Genomic DNA, 19,854 nt, shown 5'->3' on the forward strand with positions numbered 1-19,854 from the left:
CCGCATATGCCTGGGTCAGGAGTGCGCCCGTGCCGGCGCGGGCGAGGTTTCCCATGGCCGACAATCTCATGGCCGACAAGTCTGTTGCCGCGATCCCGTCGCAACGCCCCAGCGTTCCGGCAAGCCTGTTCGTCGTGTGCTTCGCGCTCGCTTGCATCAACGCCGCGTTCTTTCCCGCTGGGCTGTTATCCGGCATCTGGATCTGGGGCGCCGACGGTCTCGGCATCCCGACCGACTTCGTCAATGTCTGGGCCGCGGGCAAGCTGGTGCTTCAGGGCCATCCGGCATTGGCGTGGGACTGGGATGTGCAGCGCCAGCTCGAGCTCGATCTGTTGAAGCAGGATTTCCCGGGCTATTTCGCCTGGCACTATCCGCCGCCGTTCCTGTTCGTCGCCGCGTTCCTCGCGCAGTTTCCCTACATCACGGGCTTTGCCGGTTGGGTCTATGCGAGCTTCATTCCGTTCGCGCTCGCCATGCGCGCCATCGTCGGCCGCGGCTTCGGCCTGCTGCTCGCCGCCGGCTTCCCGGCGCTGTTCTCGAATGCGCTGGTTGGCCAGAACGGATGCCTCACGGCAGCCCTGGTCGGCGGCACGCTGTATTGGCTGCCGGTGCGCCCTGTGCTGGCCGGAATTTGCCTGGGGCTTCTGACCTACAAGCCGCAGTACGGGCTGCTCTTTCCGGTCGTGCTGATCGCCACCCAGCGCTGGACGGCGGTCGTCTCTGCCACTGTCACTGCGCTGGTGCTCGCCGTGGCGTCGCTTGTGGCGTTCGGTCTCGACAGCTGGCAGGCCTTCTTCCATTGGCTGCCGATGTTCTCGCAGGCGTTCCTGACCGAGGGCAAGGCGACCTGGTGGAAGCTGCAGAGCCTGTTCTCGCTGGTGCGCTATTTCGGCGGCTCGGAAGCGCTCGGCTGGACCTTCCAATGGGTCCTGACGGCGGCGGTCGCGGTGGTGCTGGTGACGCTGTGGCGCAGCCGGGTGCGTTATTCGCTGAAGGCGGCGGCCCTGGCGATCGGGCTGCTGCTGACCACGCCCTATCTGTTCATGTACGACATGATGGTGCAGGCGATTGCCGTGGCCTGGCTGGTGCGGATTGGCCTGCATGACGGCTTCCGGCGCTATGAGCTGCCGGCGTTCGGCTGCATCGCGGCGCTGCAGATCACCTTCATGCTGACCGGCATTCCGCTCGGTCTCGCGGCCAATCTCCTGGTCGGCGGCCTTGTGCTGGCCCGCGCCGGATCATGGTGGCGGCGGCAGCCGGTGAGCTCGCAGACGGCGCTCGCAGCGGCCTGACATCCGCGCAGGGCTGCCGAGCCGTGATTCCGCTTGTCTTCTTTCCTGAACAGGTGTTCAGTTCTTTCAGCGATTTGCGAGGGTCACCCTCCAAAAACACTGAACCAGCGTTCGCCGGGCGTTTCCTGGACGGACGTGTCCGGGACGAGAAGCGCCATGGTCTATCGGCGAACCCATCAGGTCGTAAAACGGCTGGCGGCCCGCCGCAGCGCGATTCTGGCCGCCGCGCGTGAAGCCGCAGCCGAAGGCGGCATGTCCGCCGTCCAGATCGCGCCCGTCGCGGTGCGGGCCAATGTCGCGGCCGGAACCGTGTACCGCTATTTCCCATCCAAGGCGGACCTGATTTCCGAGTTGATCGCCGAGGTGTCGCGAGACGAGCTGACGGCGGTCCGCCGCGCCGCCGATGCCGCGCCCGGCCCGTCCTCGGCGCTCGCGGCCGCGGTCTCCACAGTCGCCGTCCATGTGCTGTCGCAGCGCAAGCTCGCCTGGGGCATCCTGGCCGAGCCGGTCGATGTCGACGTCACGGCGTCGCGCATCGCCAGCCGCCGCGAGATCGTCGGCGAGATCGCCTCCCGCATCGACGCCGCCGTGCGCGCCGGCCACCTTCCGGCGCAGGACACCCAGCTCGCGGCCACCGCGCTGCTCGGCGCATTGCACGAGGCCCTGGTCGGGCCGCTGGCCACCGACACGCTCGACGATCCCGCCAAGCTGCGTGACACCGTCCAGGCCGTCACCCTGCTGGCGCTGCGCGCGGTCGGCGTGATGGATGCCCGCGCCCGCGGCCTGGTGGTGCAGGCGGTGCTGCCGGTGAAGAGCCTGGTCGGCGCCTGAGCCGGGCCAGCGGGCATCCACTTAAGCAAGGATTCATGCCTCGCCGCCATGGTCGGGGGCGGCGCCGGACGGCCGCCGCTCGCAGGTCCCCAGCGTTTCCTCAACCGATGTCCACTGCACGCACACATCCGGCCACGTGGTTCGTGATCGCCGGATCGGCGATGGCCGGCGCACTCTATGCCTATGTCGCCGGCGAGGACATCAACTGGGACTGGCAGAACTATCACGACTACGGCGCCTTCGCGCTCGTGCATGGCCGCTTCGACGTCGATGTCGCGCCTGGGGGCTTTCAGACCTTCCTCAATCCCCTGGTCTATTTGCTGCCCTATGTGCTTCGCCACAGCCTGTCCGCGCCTTGGTGGGGACTGGCCCTCGGTGCGCTCCACGGGCTCAACCTTGCGCTGATCTGGTGGGTGACGCGGGTGCTGCTCGGGCGCGCAGCCGATGCTTTCACGATCACCGCGGCCGTGCTCATCGCAGCGCTCAGCCCCATGGCCTTGTCCGAAGTCGGCACCAGCTTTGCGGACATCCTGACCGCGATCCCAATTCTGATCGGGGTCGCGCTGATCTTCCGCGACGACGAGGATGGCGGCCGGCGCTTTTTCATCGCTGGCCTGCTGATGGGCGCCGCCACCGGACTGAAGCTGACCAACGCCGTTTTCCTGGTCGGCGCCGGCGTTTCGCTGCTGCTGGTCGCGCGGCCGCTGCTCGCGCTGACAGCATTCGGTGCCGGCAGCGCGCTCGCTGGAATCGTGACGGCAGGGCCCTGGGCGCTGAAGATGGCGCGCGAGTTCGGCAGCCCGCTCTATCCGTTCTACAACACGATCTTCCGCTCGCCCGAGGCGCCGCTGGGCTCGATTGCCGACACGCGCTTCTTGCCGCAAGGTCTGCTCGACGCGCTCGCTTACCCCTTCTACTGGCTGGTCGGAGTGCATCCCTCGTCGGAATCGCCGTTCCGCGATCCGCGCTTTGCGGTGGTCATCGTGCTGCTGATCGCGCTGGTGGTCACCGCGCTCTGGCAGAAGCGTGAGGTGCTGACGCTGCGTGACCGGCGCCTCATCATCCTGTTCTGCGTCAGCTATGTCCTGTGGATGCTGGCCTTCTCGATTCAGCGTTATCTGATCCCGCTCGAGCTGCTCGCGGCGCCGCTGATCGTGCTGTTGCTCGTGCGTCTGATCGATGCCTGGCGCGAGCAGGCCGCCCCGGAGAGGCCGTCACGGAGCGTCCAGGTGGTGGTACTGATTGCAGCGGCCGCTGTCGCGCTCGGCTCGCAGCCGAGCGACTGGGGACGCAGGCCGTGGTCCGATCCGTATCGGCCGCAACTTGCGCAGGCGTTGCAGCAGCCGGCCACGTTCCTGATGCTGCAAAAGCCGTTCGGCTATCTCGCTGCGCTGCTGCCGGAAGGCTCGCGCTTTTATCAGCTGGCGGAGATCGTCGTTCCGATCGTTCCCGGCGGAGTGCTGGATCGCCGCGTTCGCAGCGGACTGTCCGATCCGCTGCCCGGTGGGATCTGGGCGCTGTACTTTGCCAACAGCCGGCCGGACTACCAGCCGCGCCTCGAACTGCTTGCCGATTACGATCTCAGGATCGATGAGACGCGCCCTTGCGAGCACCTCTGGGCGCCTGACAAAGTCGAGGTCATGGCCTGTCCGGTCGTGCGGGGGGCGATCTCTGCTGCATCGACGGCCGGCCTGAAGCCGGCCAGCCGCGCCGACTGATCAGCTCACAGATGGGCCTCGCTCGACGGCCCGACATAGGCGATGCGCACCATGTTGGTGGTGCCGGGCGTGCCGAGCGGCACGCCGGCGACGACGATGACGCGCTGGCCGGCGCGCACGAAGCCGTCACGGAACGCGATCGAGCCGGCGCGCTCCACCATGTCGTCCTGGTCGCGGGCATCCTCCGCGACGACGCAATGCACGCCCCACACGACCGACAGTCGGCGGCCCGTCGCGAGGTTGGGGGTGATTGCGACCACCGGCGGCTTGGCCCGCTCGCGCGCGACGCGCACCGCCGTCGAACCCGACGAGGTCCAGCAGATGATGGCGGGCAGATCGAGATTTTCGGCGATACGCCGCGCGGCTTCCGCGATCGCATCACCAGCGGTCGATTCCGGTTCGGGGCGCTGGGCCGCGATCACCGAGCGATAGACGGTGTCGCGTTCCACCTCCTCGCCGATCCGGTTCATGGTCGCGACTGCCTCGACCGGGAATTTGCCGGCGGCCGATTCGGCCGACAGCATGATCGCATCGGCGCCCTCGTAGACCGCGGTGGCAACGTCCGAGACTTCGGCGCGTGTCGGCACCGGCGACTGGATCATCGATTCCAGCATCTGCGTCGCGACCACCACCGGCTTGCCGGCACGACGCGCGAGCCGCGTCATCTGCTTCTGCAGGCCGGGGACGCGCTCCAGCGGCAGCTCGACGCCCAGATCGCCGCGCGCCACCATCAGGGCGTCGGAGACGTCGACGATGTCGTTGAGCCGCTCGATCGCCTGCGGCTTCTCGATCTTGGACATCACGGCGGCGCGGCCGCGGATGATCTTCTTGGCCTCCAGCACGTCATCGGCGCGCTGCACGAAAGACAGTGCGATCCAGTCGATGCCGATGTTCAGGGCCGCTTCGAGGTCAGCGCGGTCCTTCGGCGTCATCGCCGAGACCGGCAGGTCGGTGTCGGGCAGGCTGACGCCCTTGCGATCGGACATCTTGCCGCCAATCACGACGCGGGTGACGGCGCGGGTGGGAGAGGTCTCCTCCGCGATCAGCCGCACCTTGCCGTCGTCGAGCAGCAGGGCGTGGCCGGGCTGCAGGGCGGCCAGGATTTCCGGATGCGGCAGGTACACGCGAGTCGTGTCGCCCGGAGTCTTGTCGGAATCGAGTACGAAGCTCTGGCCGTTGTTCAGCTGGACCGGGCCTTCCGCGAATGTACCGAGCCGCAGCTTCGGACCCTGCAGGTCGACCAGGATGCCGATGGGACGGCCATAGCTCGCTTCGACGCTGCGGATCGTGGCCACCAGCTCCCGCAGCTTGTCGTGCGGGGTGTGGCTCATGTTGATCCGGAAGATGTCGGCGCCGGCCTCGAACAGCTTGCGAATCATCGCGCTGTCCGACGAAGCGGGGCCGAGCGTGGCGAGGATCTTGATGCGGCGCAGCCGTCTCATGGCTTGGGCGCTTGCCCCGAGGGCAGGCCGGATCCGGCAGGCGGCGCCGCCTGCGGGCCGTTGGGCAGACCCGGCATGTTGCCTCCTGGACCGAGGGTGCCCGGGATGCCCGGCACGCGCTGCTGTGCCGGCTGCTCATTGGCTTCGGTCAGCTGCACCGTCCAGGCACGCTGGTCGCCGGTGTCGACCTCGAAGAAGCCGGTGCGATCGAAGCCGCGGGCCAGGCAGTTGTCGGTGCCCTTGATGGTGAACTCCTTGTCGCGGGAGCACATGAAGGCCTGTCCCGACCACTCGCCGCCGCGGTCATAGTCCAGCGCATAGATGTAGTAATAGCGCGCGACCAGCGTGCCCTTGAGCAGGGTTTCGCAGCTGCGAGAGGAAACGTTCCACCAGCCCTCGGTGGTCCAGCCCTCCGCGTCCTTGTAGCCGAGGGCGATCCCGACCCGGCTGGAGGTGTTGTTGCAGAGCCGGAAATCGGCCGCCGCCGGGCTCGCTGACAGACAGAGCGCGACAAGCCCGAGCAGCGAAAGCAGTCCGAAACCGGGGCGGCGGGGAATGCGATGCACGATGGCGGATATTTTGGGGATCATTGCGCGACGCTATATCAATCGATGCACGATGTCGCGTGACTTGGCCGCGGCTGTCAACGGCGAGGCGATCGGCGCGAGGGCGGATCCGATCAAGCTCCTGAAGCCGCCTGACGGTGCTGCGATATGGCCAAACCAGCGACGTAGCCGCATGATATAGCAGATCTCCGTCGCGGCGCGGAACATGGAACGAAAGAGACGATCATGGACAGCACCACCCGAACCGAACTCGAAGCGGCTGCCTTCCGCAGGCTGATCGAACATCTCCGAAGCCGAACCGACGTTCAGAACATCGATCTGATGAATCTGGCGGGGTTCTGCCGAAACTGCCTGTCCAATTGGCTGAAGGACGCCGCCGACGCAAAGGGCGCCGCGATGACCAAGGACGAGAGCCGCGAGGCCGTCTACGGCATGCCCTATGACGAGTGGAAGGCGAAGTATCAGCGCGAGGCCAGTGCCGAGCAGCTCGAGACGATGAAGAAGGTGCATCCGGGCCATTGAGCCCGGCGGCCGCAGGCTCGCACCATCCGCGAATCGTATGGCTGTCCGGCCAGCGTGGAAAACGCAAGCCGCGTGGCCGATGTTGTTGCTCGGTGGCCGGCCGGCCCCAACAAGATGTGGGCGCATCTGTGGATGAGGCTGATGTCGCCTTGACGCAGGGCCCGCCAGATTTGAGGGTCGCGGCGAACACGCGGCGCTCTGACGGCGCCCTCATTGGACACACGAGTTCCACTCAGGAGTAACAGATGGCCACCTCCGCCGCCGCGAAGGACGACGACTCGCCCGCGACCCGCTTCGCCGTAGATCAGCTCAAGTCGATCATCGAGCGCATCGAGCGGCTGGAGGAGGAGAAGAAGGCGATCTCCGAGGACATCAAGGACGTCTATGCCGAGAGCAAGGGCAACGGCTTCGACGTCAAGGCCCTGCGTACGATCATCCGGCTGCGCAAGCAGGACCCGAACGAGCGTGAGGAAGAAGAGAGCATTCTCGAGACCTACATGCAGGCGCTCGGCATGATCTGAGCGCTCGCCGCGCTCACATCGTTACAACGTCGAAAATGCCTCGCGACTCAGTCAGCGCGGGGCATTTTAGCGTGGGGAATTTTGCACGGGCCTTCGATCGACGGTCAGCGCAAAGCTGCGGCGCGCATCGTGAAGGATTTGGTCTCGAGCTTGATGATCGCCGGCCCGCTGAACTGGTCATAGCTCAGTCCCGGGATCGGCTCGGCGGCGAAGGTCATCGCCAGCGTCGTCTGCGGCTTGACGAAATAGCTGCGCATGACCGTCAGATCGAGGTCGCCCATTTTCGTGACCGACATCGACGACGATGCGCTCGGCGTCAGCATGATCGCCCGCATCCATGTGGAATCCGGACCCTTGGCGGCCGACACCCGCGTGGCCATCGTGATCAGGGCGTCCGAGTTCTGAGCCGCCTTTGCGTTGGACTCAGGGGCAGGGGCGGCAGATCGCGTGGCCGCCGGACGGGAGTTGCGCACCGGAATCGGCGTGGTGGCGGCATTGCTGCGATCCGGCGGAGTCGGCGGAGCGAAGGCCATGGCCTGCATCAGGCTCGCATTTTGCGGCTGGTCGATCGCCGACAGCGCCCGGCGCGCGGTGATCGCGGCAACCTGCTCGGGCGTCGCCTGCTTCGGTGTGCTCGGGTTCTCACCCCAGAAGCCGCGGGCATTGATGATATCGGCGACACTCTTCGGCGCGCCGTCCCGGTCGCCGCCATTGATCGCACTGGTGGTCTCGGATTTTGTCTCCGGCTTTGCTGCCGGCTGCTGGACCGCCTGCGCATCCGCGGAGGCGAGCTGAAGGGCATTGGCAATCTTGCCGCGGGCCGTCGCCGGCTTGCTGTCCGCCGAGCGGTCGGCGTTGCGGCTGTCCTTGTCAGCCGTCTTCTCGACGGCCTTGGCGCTGAGCGCGGCGGTCTGGACCGGCTTGGCGTCGGCCTTGCTGTCGCTCTCGCCGGATTCTTCGTCATCCTCGCTCGGACGGCCGCGGAACAGGCGTGCCAGCAGGTTCGATCCGCCGGACGAGGCATCATCGCCGGAGCCGCGCTTCTCGATCTCGGCCTTGGCCAGCTCATAGCCCTTCAGCGGCACGCCATTGGTCGGAACGTGGACGGTCTTGCCGTCGGGGAAGACGCGGGCGAGCTGGTCGGCGGTCATGCGCGGCCAGTGGCGGATGTTGCCGGTGTCGAGATGGACGAAGGGCGAGCCGGAGGTCGGATAGAAGCCGACGCCGCCGCGCTGCAGGCGCAGGCCGGCGTAGCGGATCTGCTCCAGCGGCACGCCCGGGATATAGAAATCCATCGCATGGCCGAGCATGTGCTGGCTGTGCCGGGCCACACCGGTATGGGCCGAGCGGCGGCGCAGCATCGAGTTCGTGGCAGGCGAGCGGTACGACGAGATGATCTGGATCGGCTGCTTGCCGTCGACGTCGCGATAGACTTCCCAGAGAATGTCGAACAGGCGGCGGTCCATGACCGTCTGGTCCTGGGTGCGCCAGTCCCGCAGGAAATAGTTGAGCTTCTTCAGCGCGTCCTCGTCGTAACGGCCTTCGCGCTTGAAGGTGACGGTCAGGTCTTCGCCGGAGTGGGTGTGGTGGAAGGAGAGGGTGCGGGTGTCGTTGAGGGCCTCGGCGTCACGGATGGCGCCCGCTCCCAGCAGGAGGAGCAACGACGCGAGGCCGGTGCGGCAGACGGCGTTCCATGCCGTTCTCGGCAGTGAACGCGATTGGCGCGCGAAAACAGACAGCAAGATGCAGCCCACCCCGTCGACGAGCGTTTACTCGAATACCCTCTTGCGGCCCGTCCGGCGGAAGAGAGAGGAAACGCTTACCTAAGGCGGGATGGTTAAGGGATACTCACCGGCCCGCCCCCCCAATTACCCTTAACATATACTCTTGAGTGTGGCGAAAAAGAGCCATCGAATCGTGGTTGATCATTGTGGTTAACCTAAAGCAAAGGCCCCGCCGGACGGCGAGGCCTTTGATCTCAAATCGGAATTTGATTCGGCGCTGAGGGCGCCGATCAGCGCGTGAACACCCGGCGGGACGGACGCCCGACAGGGACGGGCGGGGTCGGCTGTCCACCGCCGCCGAACAGGCGCTCGAAGAAGTTCGGGCCTGAGGAGCCGGAGGAGAAGCTGTTGTCGCTGACGTTCACGGCGTTCGGGAGCGGGCCCTTCGGACGCGAATAGTTCGGCTGGGCGTGGGCGACGACGTTCTCGAGATCCTTGCCGCGGCTGTTCTTGAGGATCGCGATCATCGCCGCGTCGCGGCCGTAGATGTCCTTGCGGAATTGCAGCTTGCCGGCATCGTCGACGAAGGCGGTCTGGTAGGTGATGTTGACCGGGATCGGCGTCGGGAATTTCAGGTCGATCTCGCTGCGGCCGTACATGCTGCGGATGCGCTCGGGCGTGTAGCGCTCGTTCGGCATGGTGATGTTGAGCAGCACCGAGGCGTACTGATCCGGATACTGCACGCGCATGCAGCCATGGCTGAAAGCGCGCTCGTCACGGGCGAACAGGTTCTTGTCCGGCGTGTCGTGCTGATAGACCAGGAACTTGTTCGGGAAGTTGAAGCGGATGCGGCCGAGCGCATTGGCCTCACCCGGCGGCTGCGAGATGTGGATCGAGCCGTCGCGGGCGCGCTCCAGCTTCAGGCCCATGCGGTCGAGGACCGTCGGATCCTGCTGCAGCGCCGGCAGATACTCGTTGTAGATGATCGACGGCGGCACGTTCCAGGTCGGGTTGACCGTGATGAACTTCATCGTCTCGCTGAGCAGCGGCGTGGCGTGCTGGCCCGGCTTGCCGGTCACGACGCGGGTGGTCCACACCTGCGCCCCGTTCTGCATCACCTTCAGCGTGTAGTCGGGGATGTTGAGGATGACGTAGGCATTGCCGATCGCCGGCGCGCCGAGCTCGCGGGGCAGCCAGCGCCAGCGCTCCATGTTGACGAGGACCGTATCGATCTGCTTGTCGCGCTTCGGCGTATTGAGCGCCTTGACGGTGCGGTCGTCGAGCACGCCGGTCGGCTTGAGGTCGACGCTCTCCTGGAATTTGCGCACCGCGGCCGCGACCTTCGCGTCGTAGCGGATGTCGTCGGCATTCTCGGTCAGGCCGAGCTTGGCGCGCAGCTTCGGCACGCGCGGGTCGGACATCTGCGCCTCGGCCTCCGGCGCGTTCTTGCCGCGCGCGGGGGTGTATTTCAGCGGCTCGCCGTCGTCGATTATCACAGGCGCGCCGTCGCTGACGCCGCGCAGCTCGGCGAGCTTGGCTTTCAGAAGCTTGAAGAGCTTGTGCGGCGGGTTGTAGCTCTCCAGTGCCGCCGAGGCGTCCTTCGCGCCGGTGACGTTGGCCAGCACCTCGTTCGGATCGATCGGATGCTCGGGATACTGGATGTCGGCCGAGACCTGCGACCAGTGCATGCGGCCGCTCTGCGCCTGCCGCGCATAGTCCATCATGCTCTCGGTGAGTTTGAGGTCGGCCTCGGCCAGCGCGTCCGGCGCGGAGCCTGCTGCGGCAAAGTCCGGCACCGGATAGTCGGCGGGGTTGAGGCCGTCGGACGCCGCATCCTTCAGGCGCGCGATCACGCCCTTGGCGGCGGCCGTCAGGTTGCCGCTCTGGGTCCAGATCGGCGCGTAGTCACGGCTGGTGTAGAACTTCTCGACGGCGGCGCGCTCGGCCTTGCGGTCGAAATATTTCGTGGCCTTGGTCGCGACCAGGTCGCGCAGCCGGTCGGCCACCGGCTGGTCGGCTGCAGGAACGGTGCTGGCGGCCTTGACCGGTTCAGGCGCGGCTGCGGTGGCAGGGGCTGCGGCGGGCGGCGGTGCGGCAACGGTCTTTGCAGGATCGGCTTTGGCGGGATCGGCTGCAGGCGCGGTGGCGGCTTCAACCGGCTTCGTCGTCGGCTCCTGCGCCTTGGATTGAGGTGAGACCGTCGCGGTCGTGTCGGGCTTGAAATCGCTGGCGGTCGGCGGCGGCACGTTGGCGGGCTCGGGGAGCGGGACCGCTGCATCGATGGCCAGCTCGGCAGCACTGCGAGGCGCATCGCCCTGGGCGAGGGCCGAGGTCGCGGACACCGCGAGGAAGGTTGCCGCGACAGCCATCAGCACGCGGTCATATCCGCCACGGGTGGTCACACAATCTCGCATCGTCAATCCCTCGGATGATCTGTCCCGCCAGGAACAGGGTCGGTAACAAGGTCGATCTCTGCCCAACAGTTCCGGGTCGAGCACCGCTCGTGAGAATGGGTCACGCCTGCACGCAATGATTCACGCCCAAACGATACTCAAGCCCCATTTCTGCGGCCAGCGCCACACGGGACAACTCACGACAAACTGACTCTTGGGAAACCCCGGCCAAACCGATCGTGCGTTTGTGCCACGCGTTATTTCCTTTGTCTGTCACCGCAAGGCAACGGTTCAGATGTTCCAGTGTTGCGCAGGGTTGCGGCGTTTTTCGGACGGCTGCGGATCATCCGAGCGGCGGTGACTCCGTCGCTGGTGTCTCACCATTGGCCTCGTCCAGCTTGCGATAGAGCGTCGAGCGTCCGATTTTGAGACGCCGCGCCACCTCCGACATCTGGCCGCGGTAATGGGCAATCGCGAAGCGGATGATCTCGTGCTCCATCTCCTCGAGCGGGCGGACCTCGCCGGCCGCTGTCAGCATGGCCAGGCTGCCATGTGAGGGCAGCGGCGCAATGGGTACTTCACTACCCGGCACCATGGCCGGCAGCGCGGCATGAGCGGGGCGCTCCACCATCAGCGCCGGTGCCGGCTCGATCGGCGGTGCGTGAGTCGGGATCAGCGGGAAGTCGGCGACGCCGAGCTGGTCGGTCTCGCTCATGACGACAGCGCGATAGACCGCGTTTTCGAGCTGGCGAATGTTGCCGGGCCAGTCGAGCTTGGTCAGGTAGGCCACCGCATCACCGCTGATGCCTGACACCGGGCGATTCTCCTCGGCCGCGAAGCGCGCCAGGAAATGCCGCAGCAGATGCGGAATGTCCTCGCGCCGCGCGCGCAACGGCGGGATCGTCAGCGGCAGCACGTGCAGGCGGTAGAACAGATCCTCGCGGAAGTGGCCTTCCTTGACGCGATCGAGCAGGCGGCGATTGGTCGCCGAGATGATGCGGACGTCGACCTTGACCGGCTTGCGGCCGCCGACCGCCTCGACGGCACCCTCCTGCAAGGCGCGCAGGAGCTTCACCTGCGCGGTCAGCGGCAGCTCCGAAACCTCGTCGAGGAACAGCGTGCCGCCATGGGCCTCGACGAACTTGCCGGTGTGACGCTCCGTCGCGCCGGTGAATGCGCCCTTCTCGTGGCCGAACAGGATCGACTCCACGAGATTGTCCGGAATCGCGCCGCAATTGACCGCAACGAACGGCTTGGTCTTGCGCTCGCTGGTGCCATGGATGGCGCGCGCGAACAGCTCCTTGCCGACGCCTGATTCGCCCTCGATCAGCACGGGAATCGATGAGGCAGCGGCCTTCTCGGCGATGCGCAGGATCGGCGCCATCGCTTCCGCGCGGGTGATGATGTCGGTGAAGGTCAGCCGACCCTCGCGGCTGTGCCGGATGCGCTGCAATTCGCCCTTCAGCGCCGAGGTGTTCAGCGCATTGCGCAGCGACACCTGCAGTCGCTCGATGCCCACGGGCTTGACGACGAAATCCTGTGCGCCGGCGCGCATCGCGGAGACGACGTTGTCGATGCCGCCATGCGCGGTCTGCACGATCACCGGAATCGAGATTCCCGCCTCGCGCATCTTCGAGAGCACACCCATGCCGTCCAGGCCGGGCATCACGAGGTCGAGCACGATGGCGTCGATGGGACCGGCGTCGGGATTGGTCAGCTTTTCGATCACGGCGTCGCCGGTCTCGACGACGACCGCCTCGTAGCCGCATTTCTGCACCATGTTCTCCACCAGCCGGCGCTGGACCGGATCATCATCGGCAATCAAAATGCTGGCAGCCATGGCTTTCCTTGCACGCTACGACTATCTGTCTCGAATCGGGGCACTCTCGCCGACGCCGATTAACGCAACCTTAAACCTCGCTGATCGGGATAAACGTTCGAACAACAGGTTACCCATCCGATGACCTCGCGCGCCTCTTCTGCCCTTCGCAAGCCGACCAAAGCTTCTCCTCCCTCCAAAGCCGCCAAGGCCAAGCTGGCGAACAAGCCGGCCAAGAAAGCGGCGGCCAAAACCTCGAAGCCCGCCGCCAAGTCCGTGCGTGGCGCTGCGGCCAGATCGTCTGCCAAGCCGGCGAAGAAGACGCTCGCGGCCAAGACGGGAATCGGGGCGCTGCCCGAATGGAATCTCGGCGATCTCTATATGGGCATCGACGCGCCGGAGATCGCTCACGATCTCGCGAAGATGGATGCCGAATGCGTCGCGTTTGAGACCGACTACAAGGGCAAGCTCGCCGAGCATGTCGCACGCGAAGATGGCGGCGAATGGCTCGCAGAAGCGGTGCGGCGTTACGAGGCGATCGACGATCTCGCGGGACGGCTCGGCTCGTTCGCGGGTCTCGCTCATGCCGGCGACAGCGTCGACCCCGCGATCTCCAAATTCTACGGCGACATTTCGGAGCGGCTGACGGCTGCCTCGACGCACCTGCTGTTCTTCCCGCTCGAGCTCAACCGCATCGACGACGCGGTGATCGCACGCGCGATGGAGACGCCTGCGCTCGGCCACTACCGCCCCTGGATCGAGGACCTGCGCAAGGACAAGCCGTATCAGCTCGAGGATCGGGTCGAACAGCTGTTCCACGAGAAGGCGCAGACCGGCTATTCCGCCTGGAACCGACTGTTCGACCAGACCATCGCCGGCCTGCGCTTCCAGGTCGGGGGCAAGGAGCTCGCGATCGAGCCGACCTTGAACTTCCTTCAGGATCGCGACGGCGCCAAGCGCAAGGCGGCCGCCGAGGCGCTGGCCAAGACCTTCAAGGCGAATGAGCGCACCTTCGCGCTGATCACCAATACGCTCGCGAAGGACAAGGACATCTCCGACCGCTGGCGCGGCTTCCAGGATGTCGCGGACTCCCGCCATCTCAACAACCGCGTCGAGCGCGAGGTTGTCGACGCGCTGGTCGCCTCGGTGCGATCAGCCTATCCAAAGCTGTCGCATCGCTACTATCAGCTCAAGGCGCGCTGGTTCAAAAAGAAGAAGCTCGCGCATTGGGACCGCAACGCGCCGCTGCCCTTCGCCGCCAATGCCACCATCGCCTGGCCGGAGGCCAAGAACATGGTGCTGACGGCCTATCGCGGCTTCTCGCCCGAAATGGCCGACATCGCGCAGCGCTTCTTCGACGACAGCTGGATCGATGCGCCGGTGCGTCCGGGCAAGGCGCCGGGCGCGTTCTCGCATCCGACCACGCCGTCGGCGCATCCCTATGTGCTGATGAACTACCAGGGCAAGCCGCGCGACGTGATGACGCTGGCGCATGAGCTTGGCCACGGCGTGCACCAGGTGCTGGCGGCGAAGAACGGCGCGCTGATGGCGCCGACGCCGCTGACGCTCGCCGAGACCGCGAGCGTGTTCGGCGAGATGCTCACCTTCAAGCGGCTGCTGTCGGAGACCCGCGACGCCAAGCAGCGCCAGGCGCTGCTCGCCGGCAAGGTCGAGGACATGATCAACACGGTGGTGCGGCAGATCGCGTTCTATTCGTTCGAGCGCGCGGTTCATACCGAGCGCAAGAACGGCGAGCTCACCGCCGAGCGGCTCGGCCAGCTCTGGCTGTCGGTGCAGACCGAGAGTCTCGGCGAGGCGATCGAGATCAAGCCGGGCTACGAGAACTTCTGGATGTACATCCCGCACTTCATCCATTCGCCGTTCTACGTCTACGCCTATGCGTTCGGCGACTGCCTCGTGAACTCCCTGTACGCCGTCTACGAGCACGCGGCCGACGGCTTCGCCGAGCGCTATCTCGCGATGCTCGCGGCAGGCGGCACCAAGCACTATTCCGAGCTGCTCAAGCCGTTCGGCCTTGACGCCAAGGATCCCAAATTCTGGGACGGCGGCCTGTCGGTCATTGCCGGCATGATCGACGAGCTGGAGGCGATGGGGTAGGGGTGTAAAACATTTGTTGAACGGAACGAAAGGGCGCGTTATACAACTGTATAACGTGCCCTTTTTCGGAGTGGTCCTCCCATGAAAATCGAAATCAAGAAGATCGGTAATTCCGACGGTCTGCTGCTGCCGCGCGAGCTGATGCAGCGGCTTGATCTCAAGCGCGGCCAGCAATTGCACATCGTCGAGTTGCCCGGCGGCGGGTTCCAGGCGCTGCCCTACGATCCGGATTTCGAGCGGACGATGGAGATCGCTGACGAGCTCATGGACGAGTATCGCGACACCCTCGCCGCGCTCGCCAAATGAGCGAGCAGCAAGAGCCGCTGTGGATCACCTACGAGCAGGCCATCGCGATCCACGCCCGGCAGTTGCGCCGTTTCGGTGGCGCGCCGGGACTGCGCGACCAAGGCATGCTGCGATCGGCGCTGGAGCGGCCGATCAACAAATGGAGCTATGAGCAGGCGACGCTGCCCGAGCTTGCCGCGGCCTATGCGTTCGGACTGGCCAAGAACCACGCCTTCGTGGACGGCAACAAGCGCATCGCCTTCATGGCTATGATGACGTTTCTGCGCAGAAACGAAGTCGCGTTCGCGCCGGACCCGGCCCAGGCCACCGCCGTGATCCTCGCCCTCGCAGCCGGCGAGGTCAGCGAGGCCAGCGTGACGCGATGGGTTCGCGACAATTGGCCGGGCCAATAGGTCGATTGGAAAAGCCGATTAGCCCGATCGGAAAAACCGATAAAACTCTCTGGCATACCTGCCGTTGCCCTTGCATCGGCTTTGGGGTATGCGACCTTAACAAAGCAATGTTCTCTGGGGGACCCCGATGGCAAACCATGGCGAGATCGCCTACTCGACGGCTGACGGCAACGACTACGCTGCCCATGAGGCCACGTATGAGGGCTTCATCAAGCTGGTGAAGTACGGCACGATCAGCGTCGCTCTGATCGTCATCTTGATGGCTATTTTCCTCGTTTAATGTCGCACTGGGCCCGCCGGCACCCCGCCGGCGGGCCTTCAGCTGACTGCCGCAGCCGATGGCTGACCCAGGCGTCGTGCTGAAGCCATGGACGTCCCGCCCTTTTAAGCTCGCGCGCGCATCCGCGCCGGAGGCCTCATGAAGATTGCCGTCGCCAAGGAAATCGACCCGTTGGAGCCGCGGGTCGCGGCCTCTCCCGACACGGTGAAGAAGTTCAAGGCGTTGGGTGCCGAGATCGTTGTCGAGCCCGGCGCCGGCATCAAGTCCGGCCTGCCGGATTCGGAGTTCACGGCGGCGGGTGCCACGGTGAGTGCCGATGCGCTGAAGGACGCCGACATCATCATCAAGGTGAAGCGGCCGGAAGCCTCCGAGCTCGTAAACTACCGGCGCGGCGCCTTGGTGTTCGCGATCATGGATCCCTATGGCAATGACGCCGCGCTGAAGGCGATGGCCGATGCCGGCATCGCGTCCTTCGCGATGGAGCTGATGCCGCGGATCACGCGCGCCCAGGTCATGGACGTGCTGTCGAGCCAGGCCAACCTCGCCGGCTACCGCGCCGTGATCGAGGGCGCCGAGGCCTTCGGCCGCGCGTTCCCGATGATGATGACCGCCGCCGGCACCGTGCCGGCAACGAAGGTGTTCGTGATGGGCGTCGGCGTCGCCGGCCTGCAGGCGATCGCGACCGCGCGCCGCCTTGGCGCGATCGTTTCCGCGACCGACGTGCGCCCCGCCACCAAAGAGCAGGTGGAGAGCTTGGGCGCCAAGTTCCTGGCCGTCGAGGACGAAGAGTTCAAGAACGCTCAGACCGCCGGTGGCTACGCCAAGGAGATGTCCAAGGAGTACCAGGCGAAGCAGGCGGCGCTGACGGCGGAACACATCAAGAAGCAGGACGTCATCATCACGACCGCGCTGATCCCCGGCCGTCCGGCGCCGCGCCTCGTCACCATGGAGATGGTGAAGTCGATGCGTCCGGGCTCCGTGCTGGTCGACCTCGCGGTCGAACGCGGCGGCAACGTCGAAGGCGTCAAGCTCGGCGAGACCGTCGAGATCGACGGCGTCAAGATCATCGGCTTCCCGAACCTCGCCGGCCGCGTGGCAGCCTCGGCTTCGGGACTGTACGCCCGCAACCTGTTCTCCTTCATCGAGACGATGATCGACAAGAAGGAGAAGACGCTGGCGGTGAACTGGGACGACGAGCTGGTCAAGGCCACGGCTTTGACAAAGGACGGCGCCATCATCCACCCGAATTTTCAGCCCAAGGCGTAGTTGAAGGCCTGAGGAGCAAAGCCATGGAACATGTCGTCCAAGCCGTCGATCCCTTCGTCTTCCGGCTCTCGATCTTCGTCCTCGCCGTCTTCGTCGGTTACTTCGTGGTGTGGTCCGTGACCCCGGCGCTGCATACGCCGCTGATGTCGGTGACCAACGCGATCTCCTCGGTGATCGTGGTCGGCGCGCTGCTCGCGGTCGGCGTGTCCATGGTGTCGAGCGGCAGCGGTCTGGCACGGGCCTTCGGCTTCATCGCGCTGATCTTCGCCTGCGTGAACATCTTTGGCGGCTTCCTCGTCACCCAGCGCATGCTGGCGATGTACAAGAAGAAGTCCAAGTAACAACGCCGCACAACAACGCCGCGCGACGCGGGATGACAGGCACAACGGGGCATCTGCAATGAACGCCAATCTGTCGGCACTCCTCTATCTCGTGGCGGGTGTGCTGTTCATCCTGTCGCTGCGCGGGCTGTCGAGCCCGGCCACCAGCCGCCAGGGCAATCTGTTCGGCATGGTCGGCATGGCGATCGCCGTCGTCACGACGCTCGCCAGCCATCCGCCCGCGGATGTGTTGGCCTGGATCCTGGTGATCCTCGGCGTCGCGATCGGTGGCGGCATTGGCGCGGTCATCGCCCGCCGCGTGCCGATGACGGCGATGCCCGAGCTCGTCGCTGCCTTCCACTCGCTGGTCGGCATGGCCGCGGTGCTGGTCGCCGCCGGCGCGTTCTTCGCGCCCGAGGCGTTCGACATCGGCACGCCCGGCAACATCCATCCGCAGAGCCTGATCGAGATGTCGCTCGGCGTCGCCATCGGCGCGCTGACCTTCACCGGCTCCGTCATCGCCTTCCTCAAGCTGTCGGGTCGGATGAGCGGCGCGCCCATCATGCTGCCCGCGCGCCACGTCATCAACATCGCGCTCGCCGTCGCGCTGGTGTTCTTCGTCGTGCGCCTGGTGCTGACCGGCGGCGGCTTCGACTTCTTCATGGTCACGATCCTGGCGCTGGCCCTCGGCGTGCTCATGATCATCCCGATCGGCGGCGCCGACATGCCGGTCGTGATCTCGATGCTGAACTCCTATTCCGGCTGGGCCGCTGCCGGCATCGGCTTCACGCTCGGCAACTCCGCGCTGATCATCACCGGCGCGCTGGTCGGCTCATCAGGCGCGATCTTGTCCTACATCATGTGCCACGCGATGAACCGGTCCTTCATCTCGGTCATCCTCGGCGGCTTCGGCGGCGAGACCGCCTCGGCGGGAGCCGCGACCGGCGAGCAGAAGCCGGCCAAGCTCGGCTCGGCTGATGACGCGGCCTTCATCATGAAGAACGCCTCCAAGGTCATCATCGTGCCCGGCTACGGCATGGCGGTGGCCCAGGCGCAGCACGCCCTGCGTGAGATGGCCGACACCTTGAAGAAGGAAGGCGTCGAGGTGAAGTACGCGATTCACCCGGTCGCAGGCCGCATGCCGGGCCACATGAACGTGCTGCTCGCCGAGGCCAACGTGCCCTATGACGAGGTGTTCGAGCTCGAGGACATCAACTCGGAATTCGCGCAGGCCGACGTGGCCTTCGTGATCGGCGCCAACGACGTCACCAACCCGGCGGCTGAAGAAGACAAGACCTCGCCGATCTACGGCATGCCTGTGCTGCAGGTGTGGAAGGCCGGCACCGTGATGTTCATCAAGCGCTCGCTCGCGTCGGGCTACGCCGGCATCGACAATCCGCTGTTCTATCGCGACAACACGATGATGCTGCTCGGCGACGCCAAGAAGATGACCGAGAACATCGTCAAGGCGATGTAGTTGTTGCCGTCAGGAGCCATGACGATCCTGAAATGGCTCCTGATCGTCGTCGTGGCCATCTACGCCACCGTGCTGGCGGTGCTGTTCGTGCGCCAGCGCGCCATGCTGTTTCCGATCCCTCCCGTCGGCCGCATCGCGCCCGCTGCTGCAGGTTTCCCGCAAGCTGAAGAGCACGTGCTGACCTCGGCCGACGGCGAGAAGGTCATCATCTGGCATGTGCCGGCGCAGCCCGGCCGCAAGGTCGTGCTGTATTTTCCCGGCAATGGTGATTTCCTGGCTGGCGTGGTCTCGCGCTTCAAGGCGCTGACTGCCGATGGGACGGGCCTCGTCGCGCTGTCCTATCGCGGCTATGCGGGCTCAACCGGAAGCCCGAGTGAGACCGGCCTGCTACAGGATGCCGCAGCCGCCTATGCATTCACGCGCGAGCGCTATAATCCGGAGCGTATCGTCGTCTGGGGCTTTTCACTCGGCAGTGGCGTGGCCACCGCGATCGCCGCGGAGCATCCGATCGCCAAGCTGATCCTGGAAGCGCCCTATACGTCGACGGTCGATGTCGCGTCCGAGATGCTGAAGGTGGTTCCGGTCAGTCTGCTGATGCGTGACAGCTTCCATTCCGATCGGCGCATCGCCAAGGTGCATGTGCCGCTGCTGATTATGCATGGCGCAAAGGATCCGGCGATTTCGATCCGGTTCGGGGAACGATTGTTCGAGCTTGCGCATGACCCCAAGCGCTTCGTACGGTTTCCCGACGGCGGTCATAACGATCTGGATTTGTTTGGTGCGACCAATACGGCCAAGAGCTTCATCGACGATCCATAGTTCCGTTCATGGGCGGCCCGCCCTGCTCGTCGCGGCTTCGGTCTTCGC

18 protein-coding genes are annotated in these 19,854 nt (G+C 65.6%); 13 read left to right on the forward strand and 5 right to left on the reverse strand.

Going from position 1 to position 19,854, the window contains the following annotated elements:
- Positions 1 to 53: 53 nt before the first annotated feature.
- From BRAD285_RS03235 to BRAD285_RS03245, 3 genes are all read left to right on the forward strand, one after another.
- Positions 54 to 1,292 carry a glycosyltransferase family 87 protein gene (locus tag BRAD285_RS03235; RefSeq protein WP_006612222.1) on the forward strand — a complete coding sequence of 413 codons (1,239 nt, stop codon included), beginning with the start codon at positions 54 to 56 and terminating at the stop codon, positions 1,290 to 1,292.
- 156 nt (positions 1,293 to 1,448) lie between these two features.
- On the forward strand, positions 1,449 to 2,123 hold the full coding sequence (locus BRAD285_RS03240; protein ID WP_006612221.1) for a TetR/AcrR family transcriptional regulator: 675 nt from the start codon (positions 1,449 to 1,451) through the stop codon (positions 2,121 to 2,123).
- 107 nt (positions 2,124 to 2,230) lie between these two features.
- Complete coding sequence (locus BRAD285_RS03245; RefSeq protein WP_006612220.1) at positions 2,231 to 3,841, forward strand: glycosyltransferase family 87 protein; 1,611 nt, start codon at positions 2,231 to 2,233, stop codon at positions 3,839 to 3,841.
- A 5-nt stretch (positions 3,842 to 3,846) separates the two neighbouring features.
- Here the strand turns inward: BRAD285_RS03245 and pyk are convergent, their stop codons facing one another.
- On the reverse strand, positions 3,847 to 5,283 hold the full coding sequence (gene pyk, locus BRAD285_RS03250; protein WP_006612219.1) for a pyruvate kinase: 1,437 nt from the start codon (positions 5,281 to 5,283) through the stop codon (positions 3,847 to 3,849).
- Entirely contained in the window at positions 5,280 to 5,873 is a 594-nt protein-coding gene (locus BRAD285_RS03255; protein WP_006612218.1) for a DUF1036 domain-containing protein, read from the reverse strand. Before BRAD285_RS03255 ends, pyk begins: the two co-directional genes overlap by 4 nt.
- 201 nt (positions 5,874 to 6,074) lie before the next feature.
- On the opposite strand from BRAD285_RS03255, the gene BRAD285_RS03260 reads away from it, so the two are divergent.
- Positions 6,075 to 6,371 (forward strand): DUF1244 domain-containing protein, encoded by a 297-nt coding sequence (locus tag BRAD285_RS03260; protein ID WP_006612217.1) that lies wholly within the window; start codon positions 6,075 to 6,077, stop codon positions 6,369 to 6,371.
- 245 nt (positions 6,372 to 6,616) lie between these two features.
- Positions 6,617 to 6,892, forward strand: coding sequence for a DUF2312 domain-containing protein (locus BRAD285_RS03265; protein WP_006612216.1), 276 nt, complete (start codon positions 6,617 to 6,619; stop codon positions 6,890 to 6,892).
- A gap of 104 nt (positions 6,893 to 6,996) precedes the next feature.
- On the opposite strand, the gene BRAD285_RS03270 is transcribed toward BRAD285_RS03265, so the two are convergent.
- The 3 genes from BRAD285_RS03270 to BRAD285_RS03280 form a co-directional block, all read right to left on the reverse strand.
- Entirely contained in the window at positions 6,997 to 8,634 is a 1,638-nt protein-coding gene (locus BRAD285_RS03270) for a DUF882 domain-containing protein (protein WP_006612215.1), read from the reverse strand.
- Positions 8,635 to 8,906: 272 nt separating this feature from the next.
- Positions 8,907 to 10,985 carry a murein L,D-transpeptidase gene (locus BRAD285_RS03275; protein ID WP_006612214.1) on the reverse strand — a complete coding sequence of 693 codons (2,079 nt, stop codon included), beginning with the start codon at positions 10,983 to 10,985 and terminating at the stop codon, positions 8,907 to 8,909.
- Positions 10,986 to 11,352: 367 nt separating this feature from the next.
- Positions 11,353 to 12,849 carry a sigma-54 dependent transcriptional regulator gene (locus tag BRAD285_RS03280; protein ID WP_006612213.1) on the reverse strand — a complete coding sequence of 499 codons (1,497 nt, stop codon included), beginning with the start codon at positions 12,847 to 12,849 and terminating at the stop codon, positions 11,353 to 11,355.
- A gap of 120 nt (positions 12,850 to 12,969) precedes the next feature.
- On the opposite strand from BRAD285_RS03280, the gene BRAD285_RS03285 reads away from it, so the two are divergent.
- The 8 genes from BRAD285_RS03285 (at position 12,970) to BRAD285_RS03320 (ending at position 19,806) form a co-directional block, all read left to right on the forward strand.
- Positions 12,970 to 14,946, forward strand: a complete 1,977-nt coding sequence (locus BRAD285_RS03285) for a M3 family oligoendopeptidase (RefSeq protein WP_006612212.1) — start codon at positions 12,970 to 12,972, stop codon at positions 14,944 to 14,946.
- Between the two features lie 81 nt (positions 14,947 to 15,027).
- Complete coding sequence (locus BRAD285_RS03290; RefSeq protein WP_006612211.1) at positions 15,028 to 15,252, forward strand: AbrB family transcriptional regulator; 225 nt, start codon at positions 15,028 to 15,030, stop codon at positions 15,250 to 15,252.
- Positions 15,249 to 15,644 carry a type II toxin-antitoxin system death-on-curing family toxin gene (locus BRAD285_RS03295; RefSeq protein WP_006612210.1) on the forward strand — a complete coding sequence of 132 codons (396 nt, stop codon included), beginning with the start codon at positions 15,249 to 15,251 and terminating at the stop codon, positions 15,642 to 15,644. The genes BRAD285_RS03290 and BRAD285_RS03295 overlap by 4 nt, the downstream gene beginning before the upstream one ends.
- Positions 15,645 to 15,771: 127 nt before the next feature.
- Entirely contained in the window at positions 15,772 to 15,924 is a 153-nt protein-coding gene (locus BRAD285_RS03300; RefSeq protein ID WP_006612209.1) for an aa3-type cytochrome c oxidase subunit IV, read from the forward strand.
- 138 nt (positions 15,925 to 16,062) lie between these two features.
- Positions 16,063 to 17,190: a Re/Si-specific NAD(P)(+) transhydrogenase subunit alpha gene (locus tag BRAD285_RS03305; RefSeq protein ID WP_006612208.1), complete on the forward strand. Its 1,128-nt coding sequence runs from the start codon at positions 16,063 to 16,065 to the stop codon at positions 17,188 to 17,190.
- A 23-nt stretch (positions 17,191 to 17,213) separates the two neighbouring features.
- Positions 17,214 to 17,531 carry a proton-translocating transhydrogenase family protein gene (locus BRAD285_RS03310; RefSeq protein WP_006612207.1) on the forward strand — a complete coding sequence of 106 codons (318 nt, stop codon included), beginning with the start codon at positions 17,214 to 17,216 and terminating at the stop codon, positions 17,529 to 17,531.
- A gap of 58 nt (positions 17,532 to 17,589) precedes the next feature.
- A complete protein-coding gene (locus BRAD285_RS03315; RefSeq protein WP_006612206.1) occupies positions 17,590 to 18,987 on the forward strand; it encodes an NAD(P)(+) transhydrogenase (Re/Si-specific) subunit beta in 1,398 nt (465 codons plus the stop codon).
- Between the two features lie 18 nt (positions 18,988 to 19,005).
- Entirely contained in the window at positions 19,006 to 19,806 is an 801-nt protein-coding gene (locus BRAD285_RS03320; RefSeq protein WP_035646547.1) for an alpha/beta hydrolase, read from the forward strand.
- Positions 19,807 to 19,854 lie beyond the last annotated feature (48 nt).

The sequence above is a fragment of the Bradyrhizobium sp. ORS 285 genome, assembly GCF_900176205.1.
GTDB lineage: Bacteria > Pseudomonadota > Alphaproteobacteria > Rhizobiales > Xanthobacteraceae > Bradyrhizobium.